The 25,051-nt window shown below is 58.8% G+C and carries 28 protein-coding genes and 1 tRNA gene; 16 read left to right on the top strand and 13 right to left on the bottom strand.

The features are described from left to right. Nucleotides 1-41: 41 nt before the first annotated feature. The 3 genes from AB8W27_RS12835 to rutR form a co-directional block, all read right to left on the bottom strand. Complete coding sequence (locus AB8W27_RS12835) at nucleotides 42-512, bottom strand: DUF943 family protein (RefSeq protein ID WP_015740786.1); 471 nt, start codon at nucleotides 510-512, stop codon at nucleotides 42-44. Then, nucleotides 509-1,351 (bottom strand): DUF3289 family protein, encoded by an 843-nt coding sequence (locus AB8W27_RS12840; protein WP_015740785.1) that lies wholly within the window; start codon nucleotides 1,349-1,351, stop codon nucleotides 509-511. Before AB8W27_RS12840 ends, AB8W27_RS12835 begins: the two co-directional genes overlap by 4 nt. A 119-nt stretch (nucleotides 1,352-1,470) precedes the next feature. Next, nucleotides 1,471-2,109: an HTH-type transcriptional regulator RutR gene (rutR, locus tag AB8W27_RS12845; RefSeq protein ID WP_041923409.1), complete on the bottom strand. Its 639-nt coding sequence runs from the start codon at nucleotides 2,107-2,109 to the stop codon at nucleotides 1,471-1,473. 281 nt (nucleotides 2,110-2,390) lie between these two features. On the opposite strand from rutR, the gene rutA reads away from it, so the two are divergent. The 7 genes from rutA to rutG are packed head-to-tail and all read left to right on the top strand — an operon-like array spanning nucleotide 2,391 to nucleotide 7,840. Further along, nucleotides 2,391-3,479: a pyrimidine utilization protein A gene (gene rutA, locus AB8W27_RS12850; RefSeq protein WP_041923408.1), complete on the top strand. Its 1,089-nt coding sequence runs from the start codon at nucleotides 2,391-2,393 to the stop codon at nucleotides 3,477-3,479. Then, nucleotides 3,479-4,177: a pyrimidine utilization protein B gene (rutB, locus tag AB8W27_RS12855; RefSeq protein ID WP_015740782.1), complete on the top strand. Its 699-nt coding sequence runs from the start codon at nucleotides 3,479-3,481 to the stop codon at nucleotides 4,175-4,177. Before rutA ends, rutB begins: the two co-directional genes overlap by 1 nt. 9 nt (nucleotides 4,178-4,186) lie before the next feature. Further along, the gene (gene rutC / locus AB8W27_RS12860) at nucleotides 4,187-4,585 is read left to right on the top strand and encodes a pyrimidine utilization protein C (RefSeq protein WP_015740781.1); all 399 of its coding nucleotides are present in this window, start codon (nucleotides 4,187-4,189) and stop codon (nucleotides 4,583-4,585) included. Beyond that, nucleotides 4,585-5,388 (top strand): pyrimidine utilization protein D, encoded by an 804-nt coding sequence (gene rutD / locus AB8W27_RS12865; protein WP_015740780.1) that lies wholly within the window; start codon nucleotides 4,585-4,587, stop codon nucleotides 5,386-5,388. Before rutC ends, rutD begins: the two co-directional genes overlap by 1 nt. Further along, nucleotides 5,385-5,975 (top strand): malonic semialdehyde reductase, encoded by a 591-nt coding sequence (locus AB8W27_RS12870; protein ID WP_015740779.1) that lies wholly within the window; start codon nucleotides 5,385-5,387, stop codon nucleotides 5,973-5,975. Before rutD ends, AB8W27_RS12870 begins: the two co-directional genes overlap by 4 nt. A 9-nt stretch (nucleotides 5,976-5,984) precedes the next feature. After that, on the top strand, nucleotides 5,985-6,485 hold the full coding sequence (gene rutF, locus AB8W27_RS12875; RefSeq protein ID WP_015740778.1) for an NADH-dependent FMN reductase RutF: 501 nt from the start codon (nucleotides 5,985-5,987) through the stop codon (nucleotides 6,483-6,485). A gap of 17 nt (nucleotides 6,486-6,502) precedes the next feature. After that, entirely contained in the window at nucleotides 6,503-7,840 is a 1,338-nt protein-coding gene (gene rutG, locus AB8W27_RS12880; protein WP_015740777.1) for a pyrimidine utilization transport protein G, read from the top strand. An 89-nt stretch (nucleotides 7,841-7,929) separates the two neighbouring features. Here rutG and AB8W27_RS12885 read toward each other — a convergent pair whose 3' ends face one another. Then, nucleotides 7,930-8,103, bottom strand: coding sequence for a general stress protein (locus AB8W27_RS12885; RefSeq protein ID WP_071820282.1), 174 nt, complete (start codon nucleotides 8,101-8,103; stop codon nucleotides 7,930-7,932). Nucleotides 8,104-8,502: 399 nt separating this feature from the next. On the opposite strand from AB8W27_RS12885, the gene wrbA reads away from it, so the two are divergent. Both wrbA and AB8W27_RS12895 read left to right on the top strand, forming a co-directional pair. Continuing rightward, entirely contained in the window at nucleotides 8,503-9,099 is a 597-nt protein-coding gene (gene wrbA / locus AB8W27_RS12890; RefSeq protein ID WP_007768913.1) for an NAD(P)H:quinone oxidoreductase, read from the top strand. A gap of 25 nt (nucleotides 9,100-9,124) precedes the next feature. Then, nucleotides 9,125-9,352, top strand: coding sequence for a YccJ family protein (locus AB8W27_RS12895; RefSeq protein ID WP_004385405.1), 228 nt, complete (start codon nucleotides 9,125-9,127; stop codon nucleotides 9,350-9,352). A 225-nt stretch (nucleotides 9,353-9,577) separates the two neighbouring features. Here AB8W27_RS12895 and AB8W27_RS12900 read toward each other — a convergent pair whose 3' ends face one another. The 5 genes from AB8W27_RS12900 to AB8W27_RS12920 all read right to left on the bottom strand — a co-directional run bounded on the left by AB8W27_RS12900 (nucleotide 9,578) and on the right by AB8W27_RS12920 (nucleotide 15,189). Beyond that, entirely contained in the window at nucleotides 9,578-10,915 is a 1,338-nt protein-coding gene (locus tag AB8W27_RS12900; RefSeq protein WP_015740774.1) for a VasL domain-containing protein, read from the bottom strand. 23 nt (nucleotides 10,916-10,938) lie between these two features. Beyond that, nucleotides 10,939-11,394, bottom strand: coding sequence for a type VI secretion system baseplate subunit TssE (tssE, locus tag AB8W27_RS12905; protein ID WP_015740773.1), 456 nt, complete (start codon nucleotides 11,392-11,394; stop codon nucleotides 10,939-10,941). Between the two features lie 36 nt (nucleotides 11,395-11,430). Beyond that, nucleotides 11,431-13,017 carry a type VI secretion system protein TssA gene (gene tssA / locus AB8W27_RS12910; RefSeq protein WP_015740772.1) on the bottom strand — a complete coding sequence of 529 codons (1,587 nt, stop codon included), beginning with the start codon at nucleotides 13,015-13,017 and terminating at the stop codon, nucleotides 11,431-11,433. A 301-nt stretch (nucleotides 13,018-13,318) separates the two neighbouring features. After that, a tRNA-Ser gene (locus tag AB8W27_RS12915) sits at nucleotides 13,319-13,406 on the bottom strand. 157 nt (nucleotides 13,407-13,563) lie between these two features. Further along, nucleotides 13,564-15,189, bottom strand: coding sequence for an ABC transporter substrate-binding protein (locus AB8W27_RS12920; protein ID WP_041923407.1), 1,626 nt, complete (start codon nucleotides 15,187-15,189; stop codon nucleotides 13,564-13,566). Between the two features lie 258 nt (nucleotides 15,190-15,447). Here AB8W27_RS12920 and yccA point away from each other — a divergent pair, with 258 nt between their 5' ends. Both yccA and tusE read left to right on the top strand, forming a co-directional pair. Then, complete coding sequence (gene yccA, locus AB8W27_RS12925; RefSeq protein ID WP_007768438.1) at nucleotides 15,448-16,107, top strand: FtsH protease modulator YccA; 660 nt, start codon at nucleotides 15,448-15,450, stop codon at nucleotides 16,105-16,107. Between the two features lie 107 nt (nucleotides 16,108-16,214). Continuing rightward, nucleotides 16,215-16,544 (top strand): sulfurtransferase TusE, encoded by a 330-nt coding sequence (gene tusE, locus AB8W27_RS12930; protein ID WP_041923406.1) that lies wholly within the window; start codon nucleotides 16,215-16,217, stop codon nucleotides 16,542-16,544. Here tusE and yccX read toward each other — a convergent pair. Beyond that, a complete protein-coding gene (yccX, locus tag AB8W27_RS12935; protein WP_007768442.1) occupies nucleotides 16,541-16,822 on the bottom strand; it encodes an acylphosphatase in 282 nt (93 codons plus the stop codon). The two genes, tusE and yccX, sit on opposite strands and share 4 nt — an antisense overlap. 88 nt (nucleotides 16,823-16,910) lie before the next feature. On the opposite strand from yccX, the gene rlmI reads away from it, so the two are divergent. Further along, on the top strand, nucleotides 16,911-18,101 hold the full coding sequence (gene rlmI / locus AB8W27_RS12940; RefSeq protein ID WP_015740769.1) for a 23S rRNA (cytosine(1962)-C(5))-methyltransferase RlmI: 1,191 nt from the start codon (nucleotides 16,911-16,913) through the stop codon (nucleotides 18,099-18,101). 59 nt (nucleotides 18,102-18,160) lie between these two features. Next, nucleotides 18,161-18,478, top strand: a complete 318-nt coding sequence (gene hspQ, locus AB8W27_RS12945; protein ID WP_015740768.1) for a heat shock protein HspQ — start codon at nucleotides 18,161-18,163, stop codon at nucleotides 18,476-18,478. Between the two features lie 27 nt (nucleotides 18,479-18,505). Here hspQ and AB8W27_RS12950 read toward each other — a convergent pair whose 3' ends face one another. Further along, the gene (locus AB8W27_RS12950; RefSeq protein ID WP_015740767.1) at nucleotides 18,506-18,919 is read right to left on the bottom strand and encodes a CoA-binding protein; all 414 of its coding nucleotides are present in this window, start codon (nucleotides 18,917-18,919) and stop codon (nucleotides 18,506-18,508) included. A 171-nt stretch (nucleotides 18,920-19,090) separates the two neighbouring features. Between AB8W27_RS12950 and mgsA the strand changes: the two genes are divergently transcribed. Beyond that, entirely contained in the window at nucleotides 19,091-19,549 is a 459-nt protein-coding gene (gene mgsA / locus AB8W27_RS12955) for a methylglyoxal synthase (protein ID WP_015740766.1), read from the top strand. A 1-nt stretch (nucleotide 19,550) separates the two neighbouring features. Here mgsA and helD read toward each other — a convergent pair whose 3' ends face one another. After that, the gene (gene helD / locus AB8W27_RS12960) at nucleotides 19,551-21,605 is read right to left on the bottom strand and encodes a DNA helicase IV (RefSeq protein WP_015740765.1); all 2,055 of its coding nucleotides are present in this window, start codon (nucleotides 21,603-21,605) and stop codon (nucleotides 19,551-19,553) included. Between the two features lie 126 nt (nucleotides 21,606-21,731). On the opposite strand from helD, the gene AB8W27_RS12965 reads away from it, so the two are divergent. Together AB8W27_RS12965 and yccS are read left to right on the top strand one after the other, a co-directional pair. Further along, the gene (locus AB8W27_RS12965; protein ID WP_015740763.1) at nucleotides 21,732-22,178 is read left to right on the top strand and encodes a YccF domain-containing protein; all 447 of its coding nucleotides are present in this window, start codon (nucleotides 21,732-21,734) and stop codon (nucleotides 22,176-22,178) included. A 17-nt stretch (nucleotides 22,179-22,195) separates the two neighbouring features. After that, a complete protein-coding gene (gene yccS / locus AB8W27_RS12970) occupies nucleotides 22,196-24,328 on the top strand; it encodes a YccS family putative transporter (protein ID WP_161577236.1) in 2,133 nt (710 codons plus the stop codon). On the opposite strand, the gene AB8W27_RS12975 is transcribed toward yccS, so the two are convergent. Continuing rightward, nucleotides 24,319-24,933, bottom strand: coding sequence for a TfoX/Sxy family DNA transformation protein (locus AB8W27_RS12975; protein ID WP_041923405.1), 615 nt, complete (start codon nucleotides 24,931-24,933; stop codon nucleotides 24,319-24,321). The genes yccS and AB8W27_RS12975 overlap by 10 nt on opposite strands. Between the last annotated feature and the right edge of the window lie 118 nt (nucleotides 24,934-25,051).

Genomic DNA, 25,051 nt, shown 5'->3' on the forward strand with positions numbered 1-25,051 from the left:
AAAGGCGCCCGCGGGCGCCTTTTTCTTTGGGAGAGGAAGTATTAACGTATATCTCCGGGTTCGATAAGCGGCTGCTTTTGCAGCTCGCCATCACGCATCACTTGATATCGATATTGATCAATCAAAAATATCTGCGCACCCGCACGGTTTTGCGTCACAACCATCAGCAGGTTTTTATCGATACAGCGAGAAGGGCTTTTTATTTCTTCAAAGCACAACCGATCGGCGTCACCTTCCGGTTGATAACCCTCCCCGAAGGCATAGACGAAGTAATCTAACGCGCCGCGAGGGTTATCGATTTTGAGGGAATAGTGCTTAATCAGACGTTTTTCATTATCACGCCACCAGGCTATTTTATCGCGATCGCGCCAGGGCAGACGCTCCACAATTACCGCCGCTGTATAGGGGTTTTGATGCACCGCGATGATGTTTACAGAGCGGTCAGTCATAAACCTGATAATAACGACCGCCGCCAGGATAATGACAAGCAGCAAAACTCGCTTTTTTATCATGCCAGCTCCTCGCTCAGGTTAAAGGTGGCCTCCATATTGGTCATAAAAGGTTTAAAACCAAAGCGGTGGTAATGCTGAAGAACAAACCAAATTCTGAAGAAAAGAAACTGGTTGAATTTGGGATTCCTGATATCCGTTTCATCAAGTCCAAAATGGTCCTGGCACTGATACTTCACCGTTGCAGACCAGCCATCCTCCTCAACCCGTAGCTGCGTCAGCGTGATTTGCGTGGCATGGATATCATGAACGGTGATGCCAAGCCCGTTAAATCTGTCGGATAAATCATTGAATTTTGGTAAAACAAGTTTGCCAAGCGTATAAGCAAACTGCCCTGTCAGCGCCTGCGGAAAACCTTTATTAGTATAATCAACGCCACTGCTAATGATTCTCCTGATAGCCAGTAACGTGCTGTTATGAGTGGTGTCTTTCAGGATGCGCTCACGTAGCGCCGCGTTAAGTTTCAAATCCTGAAAATCCGCCCCTTTTTCATGCTGCATGTGAGAAAACATACGGTTGATGATTTCCCGACAATCCCCATACATGGAAAACGGCCAGGAGGTGTTTCGTAATTCATCAAATAACAGCGTGGCGCACTGATCGACGGTCAGAAGATCACCCCGTCCTGCGCCATAAATACCAGCGAAACGGGATTGGGGATTAGAAAAGGCGGTCATTTTTCTAAGCTGATAAGGATCGACGCGGTCTGAAACGTGATTCAAATTAAAATGCTGCTGTAACTGCTCAGCCGTCAAATCGCCTGATTTCATATCCGGCGCCGATTTATCATTAAATTTACGCTGCGTGCAAAACAGAACAAGCGGAAAACTGGCATTACCCATCTGTATAACTCCCTGTTAATGACAGATCTTATTTCCGCTTAATATTACGCCTCACCTGGGCTCACTTCTCAGAGGCATTTTCCGTAAAACAGGCGCCGCAAGCCGACGCCCGTTTTACTTCACCGCACCCGAACGCCTTCAATAATCATCCGCTGAACATTCTCGACGGTGCGGTTAAAGAACGCCTCGTCGGCGAGCGTCGCGCCGGTGACAGCTTCTACCTGGGTCGCGAAATCAGCGTAGTGCTGGGTGGTAGCCCAGATCATAAAAATCAAATGGTGCGGATCGACGGGGGCCAGCTTACCGCTTGCCACCCAGCCGCTGATGATGGCCGACTTGGTCTCCACCAGCGCTTTTAAATCGCCCTGTAATTCAGTCATTAAAAGCGGCGCGCCCTGAAGCATCTCCAGACAGAACAGCCGCGAGGCTTCCGGAAAGTCGCGCGAGACCTCAAGCTTTAAGCGAATGTATTCGCTGATGGCCGCGAGCGGTTGCAGATCCGCCCGAAAGGCCCGCAACGGCGCCAGCCAGATATCCAGAATGTGCTTCAGCACGGCGACATACAGCGCCTCTTTGGAAGGAAAATAGTAGAGCAGATTGGTTTTGGAAACGCCTGAGCGCTCCGCCACCTGTTCCAGACTGGTGCCATGCAGGCCAAACTGGGAAAACAGCGTCAGCCCGGCGTCCAGAATAGCCTGTTTCTTCGCCGCTACCGCCTTTGAACGCTTGCCCGTCTCTTTTTGCGCGCCTTGTGCCATGCGCCCTCTCCTTCTGTTTTGCTCAAGCATAGCAAAAGCGCGCTCCAGGCTCGACCTCGCTGCACTTTGATTGCGCAACGCTGCCTGTTTTCTGTGCAACGTTTTTGACCGTTTAGTCCGCTTTTTCAGGTGCAAAAACAACACACTTGAGCAACACAATGATAACAAAAGCATTTTCAAAACTGGCATTCGCTTTGCAAAAGCCTCTGTGAGCGCGGCACGGGACGTGCAGGATGCAACGCCACGCGACGGTTCTTTTACCCGCAAAAGAGAGGTTCGTGATGAAAATTGGTGTCTTTGTGCCTATCGGAAACAACGGCTGGCTGATCTCTACCCATGCCCCGCAATACATGCCGACGTTCGAGCTGAATAAAGCCATCGTGCAGAAAGCCGAGCAGCAGCAGTTCGATTTTGCGCTCTCGATGATCAAACTGCGCGGCTTCGGCGGGAAGACCGAATTCTGGGATCACAACCTGGAGTCGTTCACCTTAATGGCGGGCCTCGCCGCCGTGACCTCGCGCATCCAGATTTACGCCACCGCCGCCACGCTCACCCTGCCGCCCGCGATTGTGGCGCGCATGGCGTCAACCATCGACTCCATCTCCGGCGGACGGTTTGGCGTGAACCTCGTGACCGGCTGGCAGAAACCGGAATATGAACAGATGGGCCTGTGGCCGGGCGATGAGTACTTCTCACGCCGCTACGACTATCTCACCGAATATGTCCACGTGCTGCGCGACCTCTGGGACACCGGCCAGAGCGATTTCAAAGGCGACTACTTTACGATGAACGACTGCCGCGTCAGCCCACGCCCGCAGCAGCCGATGAAAGTGATCTGCGCGGGCCAGAGCGACGCGGGCATGGCGTTTTCCGCACAGCACGCCGACTACAACTTCTGCTTCGGCAAAGGCGTGAATACGCCTGCCGCTTTCGCGCCGACCGCCGCGCGGATGAAAGCCGCTGCCGATAAAGCCGGGCGCAACGTCGGCTCCTACGTGCTGTTTATGGTGATCGCCGACGAAACCGACGACGCAGCGCGCGCCAAATGGGAGCACTACAAAGCCGGCGCCGATGAAGAGGCGCTGTCGTGGCTCACCGAGCAGAGCCAGAAAGATACGCGCTCCGGCGCGGATACCAACGTGCGCCAGATGGCGGACCCGACCTCGGCGGTCAATATCAATATGGGCACGCTGGTCGGCTCCTACGCAAGCGTCGCGCGGATGCTGGATGAAGTCGCCGCCGTGCCGGGCACCGAAGGCGTGCTGCTGACGTTCGACGATTTCCTGACCGGCATCGACGCCTTTGGCGAACATATTCAGCCGCTGATGCGCTGTCGCGATCATCTGCGCGTGACGCAGGAGGTGGCCTGATGAATGCGGTGAATCTGATGGCGCGCCCTGAGGCGCTCACTTTCGCGCCGGAACAGAGCGCGCTGATTGTGGTGGATATGCAAAACGCCTATGCAAGCCAGGGCGGTTATCTGGATCTGGCGGGGTTTGATGTCTCAACCACCGCGCCGGTGATTGAGAACATTAAAACCGCCGTGGCGGCCGCGCGCGAGGCGGGCATGACCATCGTCTGGTTCCAGAACGGCTGGGACAGCGACTATCTCGAAGCGGGCGGCCCCGGATCGCCAAACTTTCATAAATCGAACGCGCTGAAAACCATGCGCCGCCGCCCGGAGCTGCACGGCAAGTTGCTGGCGAAAGGCGGCTGGGATTATCAACTCGTGGATGAACTCACGCCGCTTCCCGGCGATATCGTACTGCCGAAACCGCGCTACAGCGGCTTTTTCAACACGCCGCTCGACAGCATGCTGCGCGCGCGCAATATCCGCCATCTGGTCTTTACCGGCATCGCCACCAATGTCTGTGTGGAATCGACGCTGCGCGACGGCTTTTTCCTGGAGTATTTCGGCGTGGTGCTGGAAGACGCCACGCACCAGGCCGGGCCGCCGTTCGCCCAGCAGGCCGCGCTGTTTAATATCGAAACCTTTTTCGGCTGGGTGAGCGACGTGCAGCGCTTCTGCGACGCGCTTTCTCCCGCCGCCCTCGCCCGCATCGCGTAAGGAGCCGTTATGCCAAAACAGGTCATTATTCCGCCCGGCGCCAGCACGCCCATCGCGCCGTTTGTGCCCGGCACGCTCGCCGATGGCGTGGTCTATGTCTCCGGCACGCTGCCTTTCGATAAGGCCAACAATGTGGTGTATCCCGGCGACCCAAAGGCGCAAACCCGTCATGTGCTGGAGACGATCCGGCACGTTATCGAAACGGCGGGTGGAACGATGGAGGACGTGACGTTCAACTCGATTTTTATTACCGACTGGAAAAACTACGCCGCGATTAACGAAATTTACGCGGAGTTTTTCCCCGGTGACAAACCGGCGCGCTTTTGTATTCAGTGCGGTCTGGTGAAGCCGGAGGCGTTGGTGGAGATAGCCACGGTCGCCCATATCGGGCCGTCAGGAGGCGCATGATGAAACTGCGTATAAGCGACGCTCCCTTCCCCGGCGCGCCGGTGATGGTGATGATTTCAGGCCTCGGCGGCCTTGGCGGCTACTGGCTGGCGCAACAGAACGCGCTCAGTCAGGCGTATCAGGTGGTGGTGTATGACCAGCGCGGCACCGGCGACAACGCCGATACGCTGCCGGAGGGTTATACGCTCACCGACATGGCGCAGGAGCTGCACCGCGCGCTGGCGCTCCACGGCGTGCAGCGCTACGCGGTGCTCGGCCACGCGCTTGGCGGACTGGTCGGCCTTGAACTGGCGCTGGCGTACCCCAGGGCGGTCAGCGCGCTGGTGATTATTAACGGCTGGCTGTCGCTCGGCACCTGGACGCGCCGCTGCTTCGACGCCCGCGAGCGGCTGCTGCTCGACAGCGGCCCGGCGGTTTACGTCGCCGCGCAACCGCTGTTCCTCTACCCGCCGCAGTGGGCGCAGGAAAACCAGCCGCGCCTCGAAGCCGAAGAGGCGCTGCAAAACGCCCATTTTCAGGGCACCGAAAACCTGCTGCGCAGGCTGTGGGCGCTGAAAACCGCCGATTATCGCGAGCGCGCCGCACGCGTCACCACGCCGGTCCAGCTGATTTGCGCGCGCGATGACGTGCTGGTGCCGTGGACCTGTTCGCAGGCGCTGCACGAGGCGTTGCCCCACAGTCGTCTCGATGTCATGACGTCCGGCGGCCACGCCTGCAACGTCACCGCGCCGCAACGCTTTAATTCTCTGCTTTATGCCGGGCTTGCGGCACTTACGCCCGCGCCCCACAAGGAGACCGTATGAGCGAAGCTCTGAGCGCCAGCGCGCTCGCCACCTTATTTACCGACGCCCGCACCCACAGCGCCTGGCGGGAAACGCCGGTCAGCGACGCGCAGCTGCGCGATCTCTATGAGATGGTGCGCCTCGGCCCGACCTCCGCCAACTGCTCGCCGGGGCGGCTGCTGTTTGTCAGAACGCCGGAGGCTAAAGCCCGCCTGAAGCCTGCGCTCTCCAGCGGCAACGTTGAGAAAACCATGCAGGCCCCGGTGACCGCCATCGTCGGCTGGGACAGTGAATTCTACGAGGCGCTGCCGACGCTGTTCCCGTACGCCGACGCCCGCGCCTGGTTCACCTCAAGCCCGGCGGTGGCTGAGGAGACCGCGTTTCGCAACAGCTCGCTACAGGCCGGGTATCTGATTATGGCCTGCCGCGCGCTGGGGCTCGATACCGGCCCGATGTCCGGCTTTGACCGTGCGGCGGTGGATGTCGAATTCTTCAGCGGCACTCCCTGGAAGAGCAATTTGCTTATCAATATTGGCTATGGCGATGCGGATAAACTGCACCCGCGCCTGCCGCGTCTTTCCTTTGAAGACGCCTGCGCGATCGTTTAAGGAGGCGTTATGAGTGAACAACAGGCTTTTCGCGATGCGATGTCCCGGCTCGGGGCGGCAGTGAATATTGTGACTACCGACGGCCCGGCGGGCATGGCGGGCTTTACCGCCTCGGCGGTGTGCAGCGTGACGGACAGCCCGCCGACGCTGCTGGTGTGCCTGAACCGCAACGCCTCTGTCTGGCCGGTGTTTCAGGCCAACGGTCAGCTGTGCGTCAACACGCTTGCCGCCGGGCACGAGGCGCTCTCTGGTCTCTTCGGCGGTAAAACGCCGATGGAAGAACGCTTCGCCGCCGCCCGCTGGCGTCGCGGCGTCACCGGCTCTCCGCAGCTTGACGGCGCGGTCGTCTCCTTCGACTGCCGGGTGGAACAGGTAGTGCCGGTCTCCACCCACGACGTACTGCTGTGCCGGGTGCTTGAAATTACACGAAACGACGATACGCACGGGCTGGTCTGGTTTGACCGGCATTATCACGCCCTCTCGCGCCCCGTCTGCGGGCTCGCCTCTTAGCTCCACAGGAGATACACATGGCCAATTCCTGGTTTCCTCGCTGGCGTAAACCTGCCGGCCCCGCGGGCGGCGTGGTGGCCCCGGACGAAACGCTCTCCGCCGGTCAGACGCTGGTTATGGGCGTACAGCACGCGGTGGCGATGTTCGGCGCGACGGTGCTGATGCCGCTCTTGATGGGGCTCGATCCGAATTTGTCGATCCTGATGTCCGGCATCGGCACGCTGCTGTTTTTTGTGATTACCGGCGGGCGTGTGCCGAGTTATCTCGGCTCCAGCGCCGCCTTCGTGGGGGTGGTGATCGCCGCCACCGGCTTTAACGGCCAGGGGCTGAACCCGAATATGAGCGTGGCGCTCGGCGGTATTATCGCCTGCGGCCTGCTGTATACGCTTATCGGCGTGGTGGTCATGAAATCGGGTACGCGCTGGATAGAACGGCTGATGCCGCCGGTCGTGACTGGCGCTGTGGTGATGGCAATTGGGCTTAATCTCGCGCCGATTGCGGTCAAAAGCGTCTCCGCCAGCGGCTTTGATGGCTGGATGGCGGTGATGACCGTGCTCTGTATCGGCCTCGTGGCGGTATTCACGCGCGGCATGGTGCAGCGGCTGCTGATCCTGATGGGGCTTATCGCCGCTTGGGCGCTGTATGCGCTGTTCACCAATGTGCTTGGCTTCGGCAAGCCGGTGGACTTCACGCCGGCGGCGCAGGCCGCGTGGTTCGGGCTGCCGCACTTCGCCGCGCCGACGTTCAACGTGCAGGCCATCATGCTGATTGCGCCAGTGGCGGTAATTCTGATCGCCGAAAATCTCGGGCACCTGAAAGCGGTGGCGGGCATGACCGGGCGCACAATGGACCCGTATATGGGGCGCGCGTTTGTCGGCGACGGGCTGGCGACGATGCTCTCCGGCGCAGTGGGCGGCAGCGGCGTGACGACCTATGCGGAGAATATCGGCGTGATGGCGGTGACGAAAGTCTACTCGACGCTGGTCTTTGTGGCGGCGGCGGTAATCGCCCTGCTGCTGGGCTTCTCGCCGAAATTCGGCGCGCTGATCCACACTATTCCGGCGCCGGTTATCGGCGGCGCGTCGATTGTGGTCTTCGGGCTGATTGCGGTCGCGGGCGCGCGTATCTGGGTGCAGAACCATGTCGATCTCAGCCAGAACGGCAATCTGATCATGGTGGCGGTGACGCTGGTGCTGGGGGCGGGTGATTTCGCGCTCACGGTGGGCGGCTTTACGCTCGGCGGGATCGGCACCGCCACATTCGGAGCGATTGCGCTAAATGCGCTGTTAAGCCGCAAACAGGCGCACGCGGCTGAGCCAGTGCTTACGCCGCAGGATCCACCCTCGCAGGCATAAAAAAACCGCCGGGAGTGCCCGGCGGTGAGGAGGGTTGCTATTAACCTTACGCTTTCAAATAAGGTGGTTAATAACGGTCATGCGAGGCGCTAACTATGACCGCCGCCATGACTGTTTTTGCCCCCTTTTTTCCCAGCTTCGGAAGCGCGTTGCGGGTCATTTTTGAAGTTCCCGCCGCTCTGCTGGCCACCTTTACGACCTGCTTCTGATGCTCTGTCACGATCTTCTGCGAAATTACCTGAACCACCACGATGGTTTGCCATTTCTGACCTCCAGATTGTGTGAATCATTAGACATCATACTGCATTCAGTAAAAGAGGATTCTTTCACCTCACGGCACTGGCCGGAGCCGTTATCGTTGCCGCGTGATTAAAAGCTTAGCCAGAGCCTATGACTTCGCCACTTTTCGGAAACATTTAGCAACATCAATCTGGCGTTTCGGTGAAGAATCTGACGAAACGATTAATAAACTATTCTTATGATTAAAAAATTTCAGGGATGGGAAAATGTGACCTGATGCTACAAATGACCTGTTTATAGATAAAGCCTTATTTTTAAAGCTTTTTTGCGCATCAGTTTGCACTCTGCCGCCGGAAGCATATGCTTTATAGATGAGCGCAGCGATACAGGCTGTGGCAAACACTGATACAGGAGCAAGGCTGATGGCGAAAGTTCTGGTGCTTTATTATTCCATGTATGGGCATGTCGAAACGCTGGCGCACGCGGTTGCGGAAGGCGTTGAAAAGGTTCAGGGCGCGGAAGTGACCATTAAGCGCGTGCCGGAAACCATGCAGGCGGAAGCGTTCGCGAAAGCGGGCGGCAAAACGCAAAACGCCCCGGTGGCCACGCCGCAAGAGCTTGCGGATTACGACGCCATTATCGTCGGTACCCCGACCCGTTTTGGCAATATGTCCGGCCAGATGCGTACCTTCTTTGACCAGACGGGCGGCCTGTGGGCCTCCGGCGCGCTGTACGGGAAACTGGGGAGCGTCTTTAGCTCTACCGGCACCGGCGGTGGTCAGGAACACACAATCTCCTCCACATGGACTACCCTTGCTCATCATGGAATGATCATTGTGCCTATCGGTTATGGCGCGCAGGAACTCTTTGATATTTCCACGGTTCGCGGCGGAACGCCTTACGGCGCGACTACCATCGCAGGCGGCGACGGTTCACGCCAGCCAAGCCAGGAAGAACTGGCGATCGCCCGCTATCAGGGCGAATATGTGGCGGGCCTCGCCGTCAAAATGAAAGGCTAACTCACTCACTTCACTGGAGGAAAGCATGCCAACACAAGAATCGAAAACCCATCACGTGGGGGAATGGGCCAGCCTGCGTAATACGTCCCCTGAAATTGCTGAAGCGATTTTCGAAGTGGCCGATTACGATGAGGTTATGGCCGAGAAGATCTGGGAAGAAGGCAGCGATGAAGTGCTGATCCGCGCCTTTAAGAAAACCGACAAAGATTCCCTCTTTTGGGGCGAGCAGACGATCGAACGTAAGAACGTCTGACCTTTCGGCCCTCTGCGCCTGCAGAGGGCTTCATTTCAGGGCTGCGCGACTCCACCACAATGCGCAGACGCGTTTGTATTCTTACAGCCCCACATGTGCGTGTCTGAGGTGCCCCCTCAGTCCTTCATTGCCCTTTTCCCTGCGCATTTTTATGCATTAAAAATCTTACAGCCTGTCGCTATCTGACGGTGAAATAGCCTGTCAGCATCGGGCGAACGCGCCAGGCTATGGCGTGATGTTATCCGGCGCGGGCGGCGTCAGGAGAACGTAGCGATAGAGCAACTGATTGAGCCGGGTTTCGGTCTCCTGGCGCAGCGCGGTCGGCACGACGCCCTGCTGGCGCTGTTCGGCCATCTGGCGCAGCAGCTCCTCGGCGGGCGGCATGGCGGCAAAGGCCTGGCGAATGTTAAACACCATCGTTTTGAGCTCGCTGCCAGTCAGGTATTTCCCCCGCCGCTCATCAAGCGCGTTAAGCCTGGCGGTAAGCTCATCAAGCTGCGTCATACCGTGGCGCCAGCTCTCCAGATTTTGCAGCGGCATCGCGCTGGCGCTCATCTGCTGACGCCACTGGCGGGTCAGCGCCTGCGCCTGTGGATGCTGCGGCAAGAGTGCGCCTGCCTGTCGCGCCAGCGCGCAGGCAAAGCGAATATTGCGATCCGGCGCTTGAGCCGCCAGCCAGTCGAGACGCTGGCGCGTCTGGTCAAGCACCGCCGCCGGGTCTGCCTGGCGCGCCTGTTCCGGCGTGAGCGCTGGACTGGCGGCCACCTGCGGCCAGTCGCGAAGGGACGCCGCTATTCGCACCTGCGCCGGATTGGGGCGGTGATACACCTGCCAGCCCATCAGCACCGCACTGCCCGCCACCAGCATGGTGAACATCCCGGCGATAAAAGGTTTCAGGCCGCGACGGGCTGGCGATTGAGGTGATATCACGTCTGACGCTGGCGCGCTGGCGGCGACATATACCCGGCGCACGTCGTCGACGTGAGCTTCGCTAACGTCTGCCGCATTCTGTACGACAGGCGGCGCATCACTCTGCTCCGCGTCATTTTCCAGCCGCGCCGCCGCGTTATGCAGATGCAGACGCAGCGCGTCCATCTGGCTCAAATGCTTAAGCTCAAGGCGCTCCAGCACCGCGATAATGTTCGTCAGGTGCTGCTCCGCCTGATAGAGCGCGCCGAGTTCCGCATAGCGCAGCGGCATGCTGCGCAGCGTCTGCTGCACGCGCTGGCTGAGGCTGCTTAAAATCTCCATGCGCGCATGCACCGGCTGCGGCCACAGGTTGCCCCACTGGCGCGCAATGAGTGCGTCGATAATCGCCAGCCCTTCGTTCAGGCCAGGCAACCCCAGCAAGCGCAAACGGGCCTGCGTATACGCTGCGGCGGTTTGCAGCTCAACGCCATTGCGCTCAAAGAGCAACAGCGATAACTGCTCGACACGGCGCCAGTTCACATCCGGGCGCGCCGGGTGCGTGAGTTTGCCGAGTTCTTCGCGAAGCGCGGCGTAGTCCGGTAGCAGGCGTGGATCGCCGCCGGTTTTCAGATGACGTTCAGTGGACGTTTCCATAATATCCCTGTCCTGAAGGCCGCTCAGCGCGCGGCGCGGTTATCCATAAACTGCTGTTGTTTGAGGTGGCGGATCAGCACCCGCCCTTCCGGCATAAATTCCGTACCGTAGCGCACCAGCCCCACGCCTTTTAACTCGGCGTCGATGGCGTAGCGCAGCTCACCGGGCGTCGTTTGCGGGAGCATGACGACGTTCAGACGCTTCAGCCGCGGCTCGTACTTGAGCAACACAGCGGAGAGCGCGCCGATCAGTTCATGCGCCGTACCCGGCATGCCCTGAAGAATTTTGGTCATATCCGGCATGCCGTAATCGGGCAGATGCTTGAGACTGCCGGCGCGGGTATTCAGAATGCGCTGCATGTTATCAAGCACCGACAAGACCACCTGATTCTCTTCGCTGACAACATCCAGCGGCAGGCCGCCTGCGAAATTGCCGTACAGAATCTCGTAAAGCGACGGCGCGCGAGGGTTTTCGGGCATCGGTTTCTCCTTCCCTGAGTGATGTGATGTACCGGCTTAACTGCACAAAACGGCGGCACGCGCCGGATCGATAGCGATAAGCCCCGCCAATAGCTGCTCCATATCGGTTTGCAGACGCGCCTTATCCGCCTCGCTGCGCCCGGCCCTCATGCGCAGCAGCCGTAATCGTCTGGCCCCCACTTCAAAAAGCCGCGCGGGCTCCCATTGTGAGAGCGTCATCTGCGATGCGCTCGCGTCCAGCCCGGCCAGCAGATGCAGCGCCAGATCGTTTTTGCCGTACTGCTCGGCAAGACGCGCCATTAGCAGACGCAGCAACCAGTGCTGACGCGGTGTGGTCAGTGCGGGCCGGGTCTGTAGCCAGCCGAGCGCCGCGTCAATGCCGTCGCTGTCGGCAAGCGCGACGGCTTCCGGCTCCAGTTGCAGCACCTCGTCGTCTCCGGCGCTGCACGTCTCCGCTGAGTGCGTGACATCGGGGTCCTGCGAACGCTCCCGCACCTGTTGCGCTATCCAGTGCTGCGTCACGTCGTCGGCAAACGGTGTACCGTCGCTGAAGGCGAGCGTCTCAAGGCCCGGCAGCCGGTTTAACAGACCGTTCAGATCGGCGCGAATGATGCCCGCAAGCGTCTCCTGCCCCGATTTCACAAGCCCTTCATGAAGATACCATTGCAAATCGAGCCACAAATGACTGCCGCCGCGCGAGAACAGGCTGTCGGCCTGCTCCAGCAGCTCCAGCCAGCTCTGCTGGAGCCAGAGACGTTTTAACAGGGCGCGCTGATCGGCCTTCGGCGGTTCAATGCGGGTGCGTCCGTCGCCTGAGAGCGGCGGCAACTGGTGAAGGGTGTCGTGGCGCAGGGATTTCATCAGCCGGTGGGCGGCAAGCCAGCCGTCGGGCTGATTACGCAGATAGTCAGCAAGCTGGCGGGCCTGATCCAGCAGATCTCGCCCGGAGGTAATGGCGCCGATAACGGGCGCCGTTGCCGTCTGCGCTGCGCCGCTGTCGCTGGTGGTTTGCGGGACCACCGCATCCACGCCGCCTGCTTTCATCAGCCGCGCTTCCAGCGCGCCGTAAAGCGCGGTGAGCGGCGCGCGCGCGGTGGGATCTTCATGAGCCAGCGCCTGCTCAATCAACAACAGCGCGCCCGCGGTGCGCCGGGCGTCATCCCGGGTTACTTCCGGGTAAAGCGACAGGCTGTCGAGCACGCGTGAGCACGCCAGCCACTCCAGCGCCGCCTGACGGCTGCGCGCCCGTTGCGGGTGCAGCGCGGCGCCAAAACGTTGAAGCAGCGCGGCGAGCAGCTCCAGCCCTTCGGCAAAGCCCGCTTCGCCGTCGCGGTGCAGCCGCGCCCAGGCGTAATATGTCGCGACGCGAATATCCTTGGCTGATGTGGTCAGCACTTTTTCCGCCAGCTCGCCGATAAGCGTGATATCCGCGCCGGAAAGCTTATTCACCTCTTCGCGGATCTGCTGGAAATCGTCGTCATAGCCCGGATCGTCGCCGGTGGGGGAATCCGCCGAAAGGGGTTGCAGCCATTTTTCCCAGAGCGCGAGACGGGCCTGCGCCTGTGCGGCAAGCTCCTCTGCCCCTGCCCGACAACTCTCTAAAATCGTCTGCAGCGATGCCATTGTTTCTCTCCCTGAAACCGCCTGCCCGCTTGACTTCAGCGAGAAGCGTTTATTTAACAGCGTGTTAAAGCGCAGATGCTACGCACGGAAGAGACAGACACAAGCACCGGGTAACGGGCAGATGTAAGCAGACTTGACGGATAAGGAGAGGAGTAATGCGGTTTTACGGCGCTGCAAGCGGCGGGCACGTTGTCTTCAGTAACAAGTTTACCGAAAATCGTTAAGGAAACCCTGATGGCGCGTGAAAGACAAAACGTTCAAATGAAAAAGGGGACGCCTTTCGGCATCCCCTTAAATTGGTTGGCGGAAGCGCAGAGATTCGAACTCTGGAACCCTTTCGGGTCGCCGGTTTTCAAGACCGGTGCCTTCAACCGCTCGGCCACACTTCCGCAATGACGCGAACTATAAACATCCCCCTGCGCCGTGTAAAGCCCGAATGTGTTCGATTGCCTTAAAAACAGCCAAAAGCGCGCTAATTGACTGAAATACCGGCACAACGATCACAAATACAGCAGTTTTACAGGCGATAACGGCAGCGCGTTTCGGTTAATGCTTTTTGATGTACATGTCTTTGGTGTAGTAAAAGCCCAGGTTATTGGAGTAAAAACCGCCAATCCAGGGTTTCACCATGTGGGTACGCACGTAGTGATAGACCGGAATGGCAGGCACGTCTTCCGCCAGGATAATCTCCGCCTGCTGGTAATACTTCCCGCGCTCGGTGACATTGGCGGCTTTCGACGCGTTCGCCAGGGTCTCGTCGTACGCTTTATTGGTATAGCGCGAGGTGTTCTGGCTGTCGCCCGTGCGGTAGTTGTTCAGGAAGGTCGAGGCGTCGTCGTAATCGGCGTTCCACGCGTAGCGCACCACGTCGAAATTGCCGGTGTGTTTGTTATCCAGCATGGTTTTCCACTCCTGGTTCTGGAGTTTTACCACTACGCCGAGATTTTTCTGCCACATGGAGCTTGCCGCGATAGCGATACGCTGGTGCGATTCCATCGTGTTATAGAGCAGATTAAACGTGAGCGGATGCTGAGCGTTGAAACCTGCCGCCTCCAGCAGTTTTTTCGCCTCGCCGACGCGTTTTTCCAGCGGCCAGCTCGCATAATCCGGCGGCGCGATTTTCACGCCGCCGATTTCCGGCTGGCTGTCCACCCACGCCGGACGCTGCCCTTGCGCCAGCACTTTTTGCGCGATGATGTCTTTATCGAGCGCCATGTTGAGCGCGCGGCGCACGCGCGGATCGTTAAACGGCGGTTTGCTGGTATTAAATTCATAGTAATAGGTGGAAAGCAGCGGCGAGACGTCAACCTGGTCGGGCACCGTTTTTTTCAGCTGGGTGAACTGGTTGAGCGGCACGGTGCTGGTGATGTCGATTTCGCCCGCTTTATAGCGATTCAGATCCGCCGTTTCGGCAGCGATCGGCAGGTAAGTGACCTTATTAATGACCGTCTCTTTATCGTTCCAGTAGCGTTGATTACGCTCGGCCACGATCTTTTCATTCACCACCCAGTCGGTGACTTTATACGCGCCGCTGCACACGAAATGCTCCGGACGCGCCCATTTATCGCCGAAACGCTCGACCGCGGTTTTATCGACAGGCACCAGCGACGGGTGCGCCAGCATCGACAGGAACGCTGCGGTGGGCTGCGTCAGCGTCACTTGAATAGTGTTGTCATCCAGCGCTTTCACGCCCAGGGTGTCCGTCGGCTTTTTGCCGTTAGCGATGTCGGCGGCGTTTTCAATGTTCATGTTGCCCGGAAAAGTGGCGTACGGAGAGACGGTTTTCGGATCGACCAGGCGTCGCCAGCTCCAGACCACATCTTCCGCCGTGATTGGCTCGCCGTCAGACCAGGTTACGCCCTTGCGCAGATGAAACGTCCAGACGGTGTTGTCTTTGTTCTCCCAGCTTTCGGCGAGACGCGGCTCGATAGTGCCATCTTTACGCACCGCCACCAGCCCTTCAAAAACGTCGCTGATGATGTTGAATTCGACGTCGCTCTCCACTTTATGCGGGTCGAGCGAGGCAGGCTCGCTGCCGTTGTTGCGCACCAGTTCCTGTTTTGCCGCCAGCTCAACGCCTGCCGGCACTTGCGCCGCATACGCCGTCGCGCATGCGCCGGAAATGACGGCAGCGAGAAGAGAAAAAGCCAGAGCCTTATGATTCACTTTCATTGTCCACGCCTTGTGTGTTGTTGTGATAGTCGTTAACACAGATAGACGCGCGACGGGTTTCACGCAACGGTTTTACGTCATATATAAGAGGGGGATCTGAAAGCACGCCAGCGTAACCCGCTTTTTATGATATAAACGCCTTTTCTGAGTCCTTGTTTTTAGAGAAATAAAGCAGCGTAAAGATGGGTAAAAGCCCTTTTCCCGTTGCGTGCAACCTTCTATGCTCGGAAACTAAACACCTGTAATGAGAGACTACTCATGGATCGCTTAATTACCTCTGCGCGCGACAGACAGTCGCTGCTTAGCACCCATAAGGTTCTGCGTAATACCTATTTTATGCTGAGCCTGACGCTGGCGTTTTCCGCGATCACCGCGACCGCCAGCACCGTACTCGCGCTGCCATCGCCAGGTTTGATTCTGACGCTGGTCGGCATGTACGGCCTGATGTTCCTGACCTACCGTCTGGCGGATAAGCCGAGCGGCATCCTGGCGGCGTTCGCCTTTACCGGTTTCCTGGGCTATATCCTGGGGCCGATGCTGAATGCGTATCTCTCCGCCGGTATGGGCGATGTCATCGCGCTGGCGCTTGGCGGCACCGCGCTGGTGTTCTTCTGCTGCTCCGCCTACGTGCTGACCACCCGCAAGGATATGTCCTTCCTGGGCGGTATGCTGATGGCGGGCGTGGTGGTCGTGCTGATCGGCATGGTGGCGAACATCTTCCTGCAGCTCCCTGCGCTGCACCTGGCGATTAGCGCCGTGTTTATTCTGCTGTCTTCAGGCGCCATCCTGTTTGAAACCAGCAATATCATCCACGGCGGCGAAACCAACTACATTCGCGCCACCGTCAGCCTGTATGTGTCGCTCTACAACATCTTCGTGAGCCTGTTGAGCATTCTGGGCTTTGCGAGCCGCGACTAACGGTTAGCCGAAACTGCCTTTAAGCCCCGCCCCGTGCGGGGCTTTGTTTTTTCTGGCGGCCGGAATTTGCTACACTGCGCGCTGTTTTAATCAGGGCAAGACTGCGTATGTTAACGTTTGAAGGTAAAGAGTTTGAAACCGACGCCGAAGGCTATCTGAAAGTCTTCGACGCCTGGAGCGAAGGCCTGGCGGAAGCCATCGCCGAAAAAGAAGGCATTGCGCTGACGCCGGAGCACTGGGAAGTGGTGCGCTTCGTGCGCGAGTTTTACATCGAATTTAATACCTCGCCGGCGATCCGCATGCTGGTCAAAGCCATGGCGACGAAATTTGGCGAAGAGAAAGGCAACAGCCGTTATCTCTATCGCCTCTTCCCGAAAGGCCCGGCGAAACAGGCCACCAAAATCGCCGGTTTGCCGAAACCGGTGAAGTGCATTTAATAGCGGATGCGGAACTCCCGGTGATCTTCAGCGGGCGAATGCGGCTCCGTCAGCACCTTTTCCACATGGGCGCTGCGCGGCCCGCCCGCTTTCAGCCAGGCGATAAGTTTCTCGACCTGTTCAGGCTCGCCGCAGGCCAGCACCTCCACGCTGCCGTCGTCCAGATTACGCGCATAGCCGGTCAGCCCCAGCCGCGTTGCTTCATGCTGCGTGGTGTAGCGAAACCCGACGCCCTGTACCCGGCCGTGTACCCAGGCCATCGTGCATTGTTGAGCCATAGCTGTTCTCCTTTGCGGTAGCGTTGCATTTCCCGGCTGAAGTCGGGAGAATGGCGCCCATTTTCTTTGATTCACAGAATAGCAAATTATGAGCGTACGTTTAGTGTTAGCCAAAGGGCGCGAGAAATCTCTCCTGCGCCGCCATCCCTGGGTCTTTTCCGGCGCCGTCGCGCGCATGGAAGGTAAAGCCGCGCCGGGTGAAACCATCGACATCGTCGACCATCAGGGAAAATGGTTAGCACGCGCCGCCCTCTCCCCCGCCTCGCAGATCCGCGCGCGCGTCTGGACATTCGATCCGAATGAAACCATCGATATCGCCTTTTTCACTCGCCGCCTGACCCAGGCGCAGCAGTGGCGCGACTGGTTGGCGAAAAAAGACGGGCTCGACAGCTACCGTCTTATCGCCGGAGAATCCGACGGCCTGCCGGGCGTGACGATTGACCGCTTCGGCAACTTCCTGGTGCTGCAACTGCTCTCGGCGGGCGCGGAATATCAGCGCCCGGCGCTGGTGTCGGCATTGCAGGCGCGCTATCCGGAGTGCTCTATCTATGACCGCTCCGACGTCGCGGTGCGTAAGAAAGAAGGCATGGAACTCGCGCAGGGCCCGGTTAGCGGCGAACTGCCGCCGGATCTGCTGGCGATTGAAGAGCACGGCATGAAGCTGCTGGTAGATATTAAAGGCGGCCATAAAACCGGTTATTACCTCGATCAGCGCGACAGCCGTTTCGCCACCCGCCGTTACGTGGAAGACAAACGCGTGCTGAACTGCTTCTCCTACACCGGCGGTTTTGCCGTTTCTGCGCTGATGGGCGGCTGCCGCCAGGTCATCAGCGTCGATACCTCGCAGGATGCGCTCGATGTCGCGAAGCAAAACGTCGAACTTAACCAGCTGGATTTAAGCAAAGCGGAGTTTGTGCGCGACGATGTCTTTAAGCTGCTGCGCAAATACCGCGACCAGGGCGAGACGTTTGACGTCATCGTGATGGACCCGCCGAAATTCGTGGAGAACAAGAGCCAGCTTCATGGCGCGTGCCGCGGCTATAAAGATATCAATATGCTGGCGATCCAGCTGCTTAACCCAGGCGGCATTTTGCTGACGTTTTCCTGCTCGGGGCTGATGACCACCGATTTATTCCAGAAAATTGTCGCCGACGCCGCAACAGATGCGGGTCGTGATGTACAATTTATAGAGCAGTTCCGTCAGGCCGCCGATCACCCGGTGATCGCGAGCTACCCGGAAGGTCTTTATCTGAAAGGGTTTGCCTGTCGCGTCATGTAACTTGAAAAGGAATACTCCGCCCTTATATACAGGGTATGAATGTTTCCCCGGAGGTGACAATGATTGCCAGCAAATTCGGTATCGGCCAGCAGGTTCGTCATTCTCTTTTAGGGTATTTAGGGGTTGTGGTGGATATCGACCCTGAATACTCGCTTGAAGAACCTGAAGTCGATGAAATGGCGGTTAACGCCGAGCTGCGCGCCGCGCCGTGGTATCACGTCGTGATGGAAGACGACGACGGCCAGCCCGTGCACACCTACCTTGCAGAAGTCCAGCTGAGCGGCGAAAGGCAGGAGGAACATCCGGAGCAACCCTCTATGGATGAACTGGCGCGATCCATTCGCCAGCAGCTCCAGGCACCCCGTCTGCGCAACTAAAAAAACCCGGCAACGCCGGGTTTTTTATTACTGAAAAAGACCGAGGCGCGGAATTTCTATCGCCGGGCAACGGTCCATGACAACTTTCAGCCCCGCATCGCGCGCCAGTACGGCAGCTTCTTCGTTGATGACGCCAAGCTGCATCCAGAGCGTTTTCGCGCCGATGGCAATCGCTTCCTGCGCAACACCCCACGCGGCTTCAGAGTTGCGGAATACATCCACCATATCGACTTTTTCCGGTACGTCGGCAAGCGTGGCGTATCCCTGCTGGCCGAGCAGCGTTTTGCCCGCCACTTTCGGCGAGACGGGGATCACGTGGTAGCCTTTATCCAGCAGATACGCCATCACGCGATAGCTCGGGCGGTCTGGTTTGTCGCTCGCGCCCACCAGCGCGATGGTTTTGGTGCTCTGTAAAATCTCTGCGATATCAGATTCTTTCATTTTACCTCCCCGTTAACTCAGTCCTTCAAGTGTATGCCAAAGGCGTCGGGCGCACCATGCGAAGCCCGCCTGCGCAGTTGTGCAATGCGAGCACGCAGTTTTGACCGGCTTCGCTTGCAGCCGCCATCACTTCCAGTAATCTGTAGGCAGTTATTTAATCCGGAAAATGATATGGAACTGACAACCCGAACTCTACCAGCCCAAAAGAAAATCGCCCTCGTGGCGCATGACCACTGCAAATCGATGCTGATGAAATGGGTAGAGCGCCATAAAGCGCTGCTGGCGAACCATACGCTGTATGCGACCGGCACTACCGGCAACCTGGTACAGCGCGCGACGGGCCTTGAGGTCAACGCTATGTTGAGCGGCCCGATGGGCGGCGATCAGCAGGTGGGCGCGATGATCGCCGAAGGCAAAATCGACGTGCTGATTTTCTTCTGGGATCCGCTGAACGCCGTGCCGCACGATCCCGACGTCAAAGCGCTGCTGCGTCTTGCCACCGTCTGGAATATCCCGGTGGCGACCAACCTCTCGACCGCGGATTTTATTATCCAGTCGCCGACGTTTAGCGACACGCTGGATGTGTTAATCCCCGACTACCCGCGCTATCTCGCCGATCGCCTGAAATAAATCAGGGCTTACGGGCCGTCGGCACGCCGAGACGCGTCAGCGCCTCGACAAACGCCGACGGCGCCGCTTTGTCATACAGCAGCCAGACGCGGTGCCGCGCGCGGGTCAGCGCCACATAGAGCAGGCGACGCTCTTCGGCATCCGGGAAATCCTCCGGCTGCGGCAGCAACGCCTGTTCCATGATGGATTCCCGCGCCGGGGCCGGAAACCCTTCCCGACCCTCGTTGAGCCCAAGAATAATCACATAATCCGCCTGCTGCCCTTTGCTGGCGTGGATCGTCATAAACTCCAGTTGCAGTTTCGGCCAGCGCGTCGCGGCCATCTCCAGCGCCGCCGGGCGCAGATGATGGTAACGCGCCAGCACCAGGATGCGCTCGTCAGGGCGCACGTAGCCGCTCATTTTGTCGAGCAGCGCCTCCAGGTGTTCCTGCGCGAGCAGCGTCACGGCTTTGTTGTCGCCCGCGCGCAGGCTGTTAAGCGGTTTTTCACGCTGGTGCGGGTTTTGCTGGATAAAGCGATTCGCGATATCGCCGATACGCCCGTTAAAGCGGTAGGTGGTATCCAGCGCGCATTGATCGCCCTCGCCAAAATGCGCCTCAAACGCCGTCGTCAGTGAAAGCTGCGCGCCGCTAAAGCGGTAGATAGCCTGCCAGTCGTCGCCCACCGCAAACAGGCTGGTGGCGGAGTTCTGACGACGCAGCGCCGCCAGCAGAGCCGCACGCTGCGGTGAGATATCCTGGAATTCGTCTACCAGAATATGCTTCCACGGGCTGACGAACCGGCCTTTTTCCAGCACATTGATGGCCTGATGGATAAGCCCGGAGAAATCGACCGCCTCTTCGGCTTTCAGCGCGGCTTTCCAGGCTTTCAGCAGCGGCGCCATCAGCTTAACGCGTTTCTGGAACAGCTCGCGCACCTCTTCGGGCGCGGCAGCTATCATCTCGGCCTGCGAGCCGCCATGCATACGCATTAGCCCAAGCCAGCGATCGAGTCGGCTCGCCAGCCGTTTGCCCAGCGCCTCGTCTTCCCAGAAATCACCATCATCGACGTCCCATTCCAGCTCGTCGTTAAGCCACTGACGCCACCCCTTCGCCTGCGCTTTTTTCTCGCGGCACTGTTCCCGCCAGGCGTTCAGTAAAAGTTCATGGCGCGCCGTCGTATCGTTTTCCAGATCGCTGACGCGCGGCGTTTTCCGCCCGCCCTGGCCGATAATCTGCAACGCCAGCGCATGAAACGTACGCGCGGTAATGGCGTCCGTATGCAGCCGCTTCAGCAGACGTTCTTCCATCTCTCTGGCGGCCTGACGCCCGAAGGCCAGCAGCAGGATCTGCTCCGCCGTCGCCTCGCCGCGCTCGATAAGCCAGCCTGCGCGCGCCACCAGCACCGAGGTTTTGCCGCTCCCCGCGCCCGCGAGCACCAGCAGCGAGTGTTCGCCGTTGACGACCGCCCGCGCCTGCGAGGGATTGAGCGGCGAGCTTTCAATATGCGAGAAGAAATCGGCGTAGCGCGTCAGCATAGCGTCGGTAAAGGCCTGATTATGCACCAGACGCTTCGCCTCGCTGTCGGCAAGCCAGGCCTGACATTCACGCCAGGCGTCGCGGCAGTTATCGAACGCCTCAAGGCGCGATGTCGGCACCGGCAGCGCCTGCAACGCCCGGCGCAACGCGTGACACAGCGCCTCGCTCTCGTCACGCTTAAGCCATTTCTCCTGGGATTCGCTACTGCGGAGCTTCTCCTGCCAGGCGTTAAGCACGCCTGCCGCCACCTCGCTCATCTCCAGGCTCCACGCCTGCCAGAGGGTCGTCAGATGGTGATAAAAGCGCTGGGTTTCAGCCCACTCGGTGCCGTGCAGGCGCACCACTTTGTTATCCGGGAGCGTAAATTCCAGCTCCCCCCAGACCAGCCCACGGCGACATTCGATGCCCAGCAGCTGATTAAACGGGATCAGATATTCATGCTTATCGCCGGAGACTTTCACCCCGGCGGTGAGGATTTCCGCACGATCATAGGGGTGCTGCGCCAGACGTTTACCCAGAGAGGTTGCTTTCAGTTCCATGAGGCTGCCAGTAAATGGTGTTATGGCGCTAAGTTTACCCGCCTGCGATATCACGCTCCAGACCCAAAACGCGTTACAATTGTTGTGGTTATCATTCCGGCGCTTTGCCGATGCTTTTGAGGTTTTATGCGTACTGTTTTAAATATTCTGAATTTCGTTCTGGGCGGCTTCGCCACGACGTTCTCCTGGCTTGTGGCGACGCTTATTAGCATCCTTCTGGTGGTGACGCTGCCGCTGACACGCTCCTGCTGGGAAATCACAAAGCTTTCGCTGCTGCCGTACGGTAATGAAGCGGTGCATGTCGACGAGCTCGATCCGGCAGGGAAAAACGCGCTGCTGAACACGGGCGGCACGCTGCTGAATATTTTCTGGCTGGTGTTTTTCGGCTGGTGGCTGTGCCTGCTGCACATCGCCGCAGGTATTGCGCAGTGTCTGACCATTATCGGCATTCCGGTCGGCATCGCGAATTTTAAAATCGCCGCGATTGCGCTGTGGCCGGTGGGCCGTCGCGTTGTCTCCGTCGAAACGGCCAGGGCCGCCCGCGAAGCTAACGCGCGCCGCCGTTTCCAGTAATTCCGGATGCGCTCATGATGCTCAACCCTTTGCTTCACCGCCACGCCTGGAACAGCGCGTGGCTGACCAACGTGCGCATTTTTATCGCGCTATGCGGGACGGCGGCGCTGCCCTGGTGGCTTGGCGAGGCGAAGCTGACTATCCCGCTGACGCTTGGCGTTGTGGCTGCGGCGCTCACCGATCTCGACGACCGCCTGACGGGCCGCCTGCGCAATCTGCTCATAACGCTGGTCAGCTTTTTTATCGCCTCCGCCTCGGTGGAGCTCCTCTTTCCGTGGCCATGGCTGTTTGCTATCGGGCTGACGGTCTCGACCATCGGTTTTATTTTGCTGGGCGGTCTCGGCCAGCGCTACGCCACGATCGCCTTCGGCGCGCTGCTGATCGCGATTTACACCATGCTCGGGGTTTCATTGTATGAGCACTGGTATCAGCAACCGCTACTGCTGCTCGCAGGCGCAGTCTGGTACAACCTTCTGACGCTTACGGGCCATCTGCTCTTTCCTGTGCGCCCGCTCCAGGAAAACCTCGCCCGCTGCTATGAACAGCTGGCGCATTATCTGGAAATCAAATCACGCTTTTTCGACCCGGATATTGAAGATGAAAGCCAGGTGCCGATGATGGAGCTGGCGATGGCGAACAGCCAACTGGTCGCGACGCTGAATCAGACCAAAGCTTCATTGCTGACCCGTCTGCGCGGGGATCGCGGTCAGCGCAGCACGCGGCGTACCCTGCACTATTATTTCGTCGCGCAGGATATTCACGAACGCGCCAGCTCGTCCCATATCCAGTACCAGACGCTGCGCGATACCTTCCGCTACAGTGACGTGATGTTTCGCTTCCAGCGGCTGCTTTCGATGCAATCGCAGGCGTGTCAGCAACTGGCGCGCTCTGTCCTGCTGCGTGCGCCCTACCAGCACGATCCGCGTTTCGAGCGCGCTTTTACGCATCTCGACGCGGCGCTCGATCGCACCGCTGCGGCGGGCGGTTCTGCATCGGAAATCAAAGCTGTGCGCTTTCTGGTCGCAAACCTGAAAGCGATCGACGCCCAGCTCGCCACCATTGAATCAGAACAGCCGTTTACGCAGCCCGTCGCCAGCGAGAGCGAACACAGCCTGTCGGATGACGGTCTGAACGGCTTCAGCGATGTCTGGTTTCGCCTGACCCGCAACCTGACGCCGCAGTCCGCGCTCTTTCGCCATGCAGTGCGCATGTCCGTGGTGCTGTGCGTAGGCTACGCCTTTATCCAGTTCACCGGGATGAATCACGGCTACTGGATATTGCTGACCAGCCTGTTTGTGTGCCAGCCGAACTATAACGCCACGCGCCATCGTCTGACGCTGCGCATTATCGGCACGCTGGCGGGCGTCGCGGTCGGTATTCCGGTGCTCTACTTCGTGCCTTCGCTTGAGGGGCAACTGGTGCTGATCGTTATCACCGGCGTGCTCTTCTTTGTCTTCCGGACCGTGCAATATGCGCACGCCACGCTGTTTATCACGCTGCTGGTATTGCTGTGCTTTAACCTGCTGGGCGAAGGGTTCGAGGTGGCGCTGCCGCGCGTGGTGGATACGATAATCGGCTGCGCTATCGCCTGGTGCGCGGTGAGCTTTATCTGGCCTGACTGGCAGTTCCGCCGGTTGCCCGTGGTGCTGGAGCGCGCGCTGAACGCCAACTGCCGTTATCTCGATGCGATCCTTGAGCAGTATCACCAGGGCCGCGATAACCGTCTGGCGTATCGTATCGCCCGTCGCGATGCGCATAACAGCGATGCGGAGCTGGCGTCAGTGGTATCCAATATGTCCAGCGAGCCGCGGGTGAGCGCGCAGATGCGCGATATCGCCTTCCGGTTTCTGTGCCTGAACCATACGCTGACCAGCTATATTTCGGCGCTTGGCGCGCACCGTGAAAAACTGACGCGTCAGGAGATCCTTTCTCTGCTCGACGACGCCGTCTGTTATGTCGACGACGCGCTGCATCATCAGCCCGCAGATGAAGCGCGCGTGGAGAAATCATTGACGGAGCTGGCGCAGCGCATCGAACAGATTGAGCCGCGCCAGGAGAGCAAAGAGCCGCTGGTGCTTCAGCAAATCGGTCTGTTGATTTCCCTTTTACCGGAAATCAGCCGTCTCCAGCGTCAGCTCGCTCAGGAGTGATTCTGTACAGAGAGCTGCATAAACCACTCCAGCAGCTCTTCGCGGATGTGTACGGGTAATGCCGCTTCATGGGTGCCGATAATGGCGCCCTGTAGCGCATAGAGCACTTGCAGGCTGAGGTTTTTCCGTGCTTTTCGCAGCTTCAGCCAGCACTCTTTCGCACCGTATGCGCAGAGCGTCTCCACATCGCGGATCCCGGCTTCCCACAACGACACCTCAAGCTGAACATTAAGATTGGGCATATCTTTAACCCGCCGCTCGCGGGCGCGCTCGGTTTTCTCCGCCTGCGCGCAGGCCAGCGCCGTTCGGGCGTGTTCACGCAGCAAGGGCGGCGAATTCCATAACGCTTCATCCACCAGATAATAATTGAGGCTGATGTGACGCCCGCGCCGGGTACAGACCAGCATCGGCGGGTTATGGGCGAGCTGATAGTCGCGACTCTGGTTGCTGGCGCGCAGGTAAAACCGCCCTTCGACGAGCATAGCGAACACGGCGTCATTAATGGCGAGGCTGTAGCCGCCAAACAGTGAACGATGGGTGACATTTCCCAAAGATGAAAGAGTATTCTGCACCCGAACAAGAGTGTCAGACGAGGATTTATCCATGATTATTCCTTTTATATCAACAAGTAACGGATAAAAAATTCCATTAGCTTTTCCCTTAACAGGAACATATGAAAGTTGCGCCCCATGAGCAATCCGAATTTCGTTTTCCGCCGATCGA

The organism is Cronobacter turicensis, assembly GCF_041222865.1.
In the GTDB taxonomy this organism is placed as follows: domain Bacteria; phylum Pseudomonadota; class Gammaproteobacteria; order Enterobacterales; family Enterobacteriaceae; genus Cronobacter; species Cronobacter turicensis.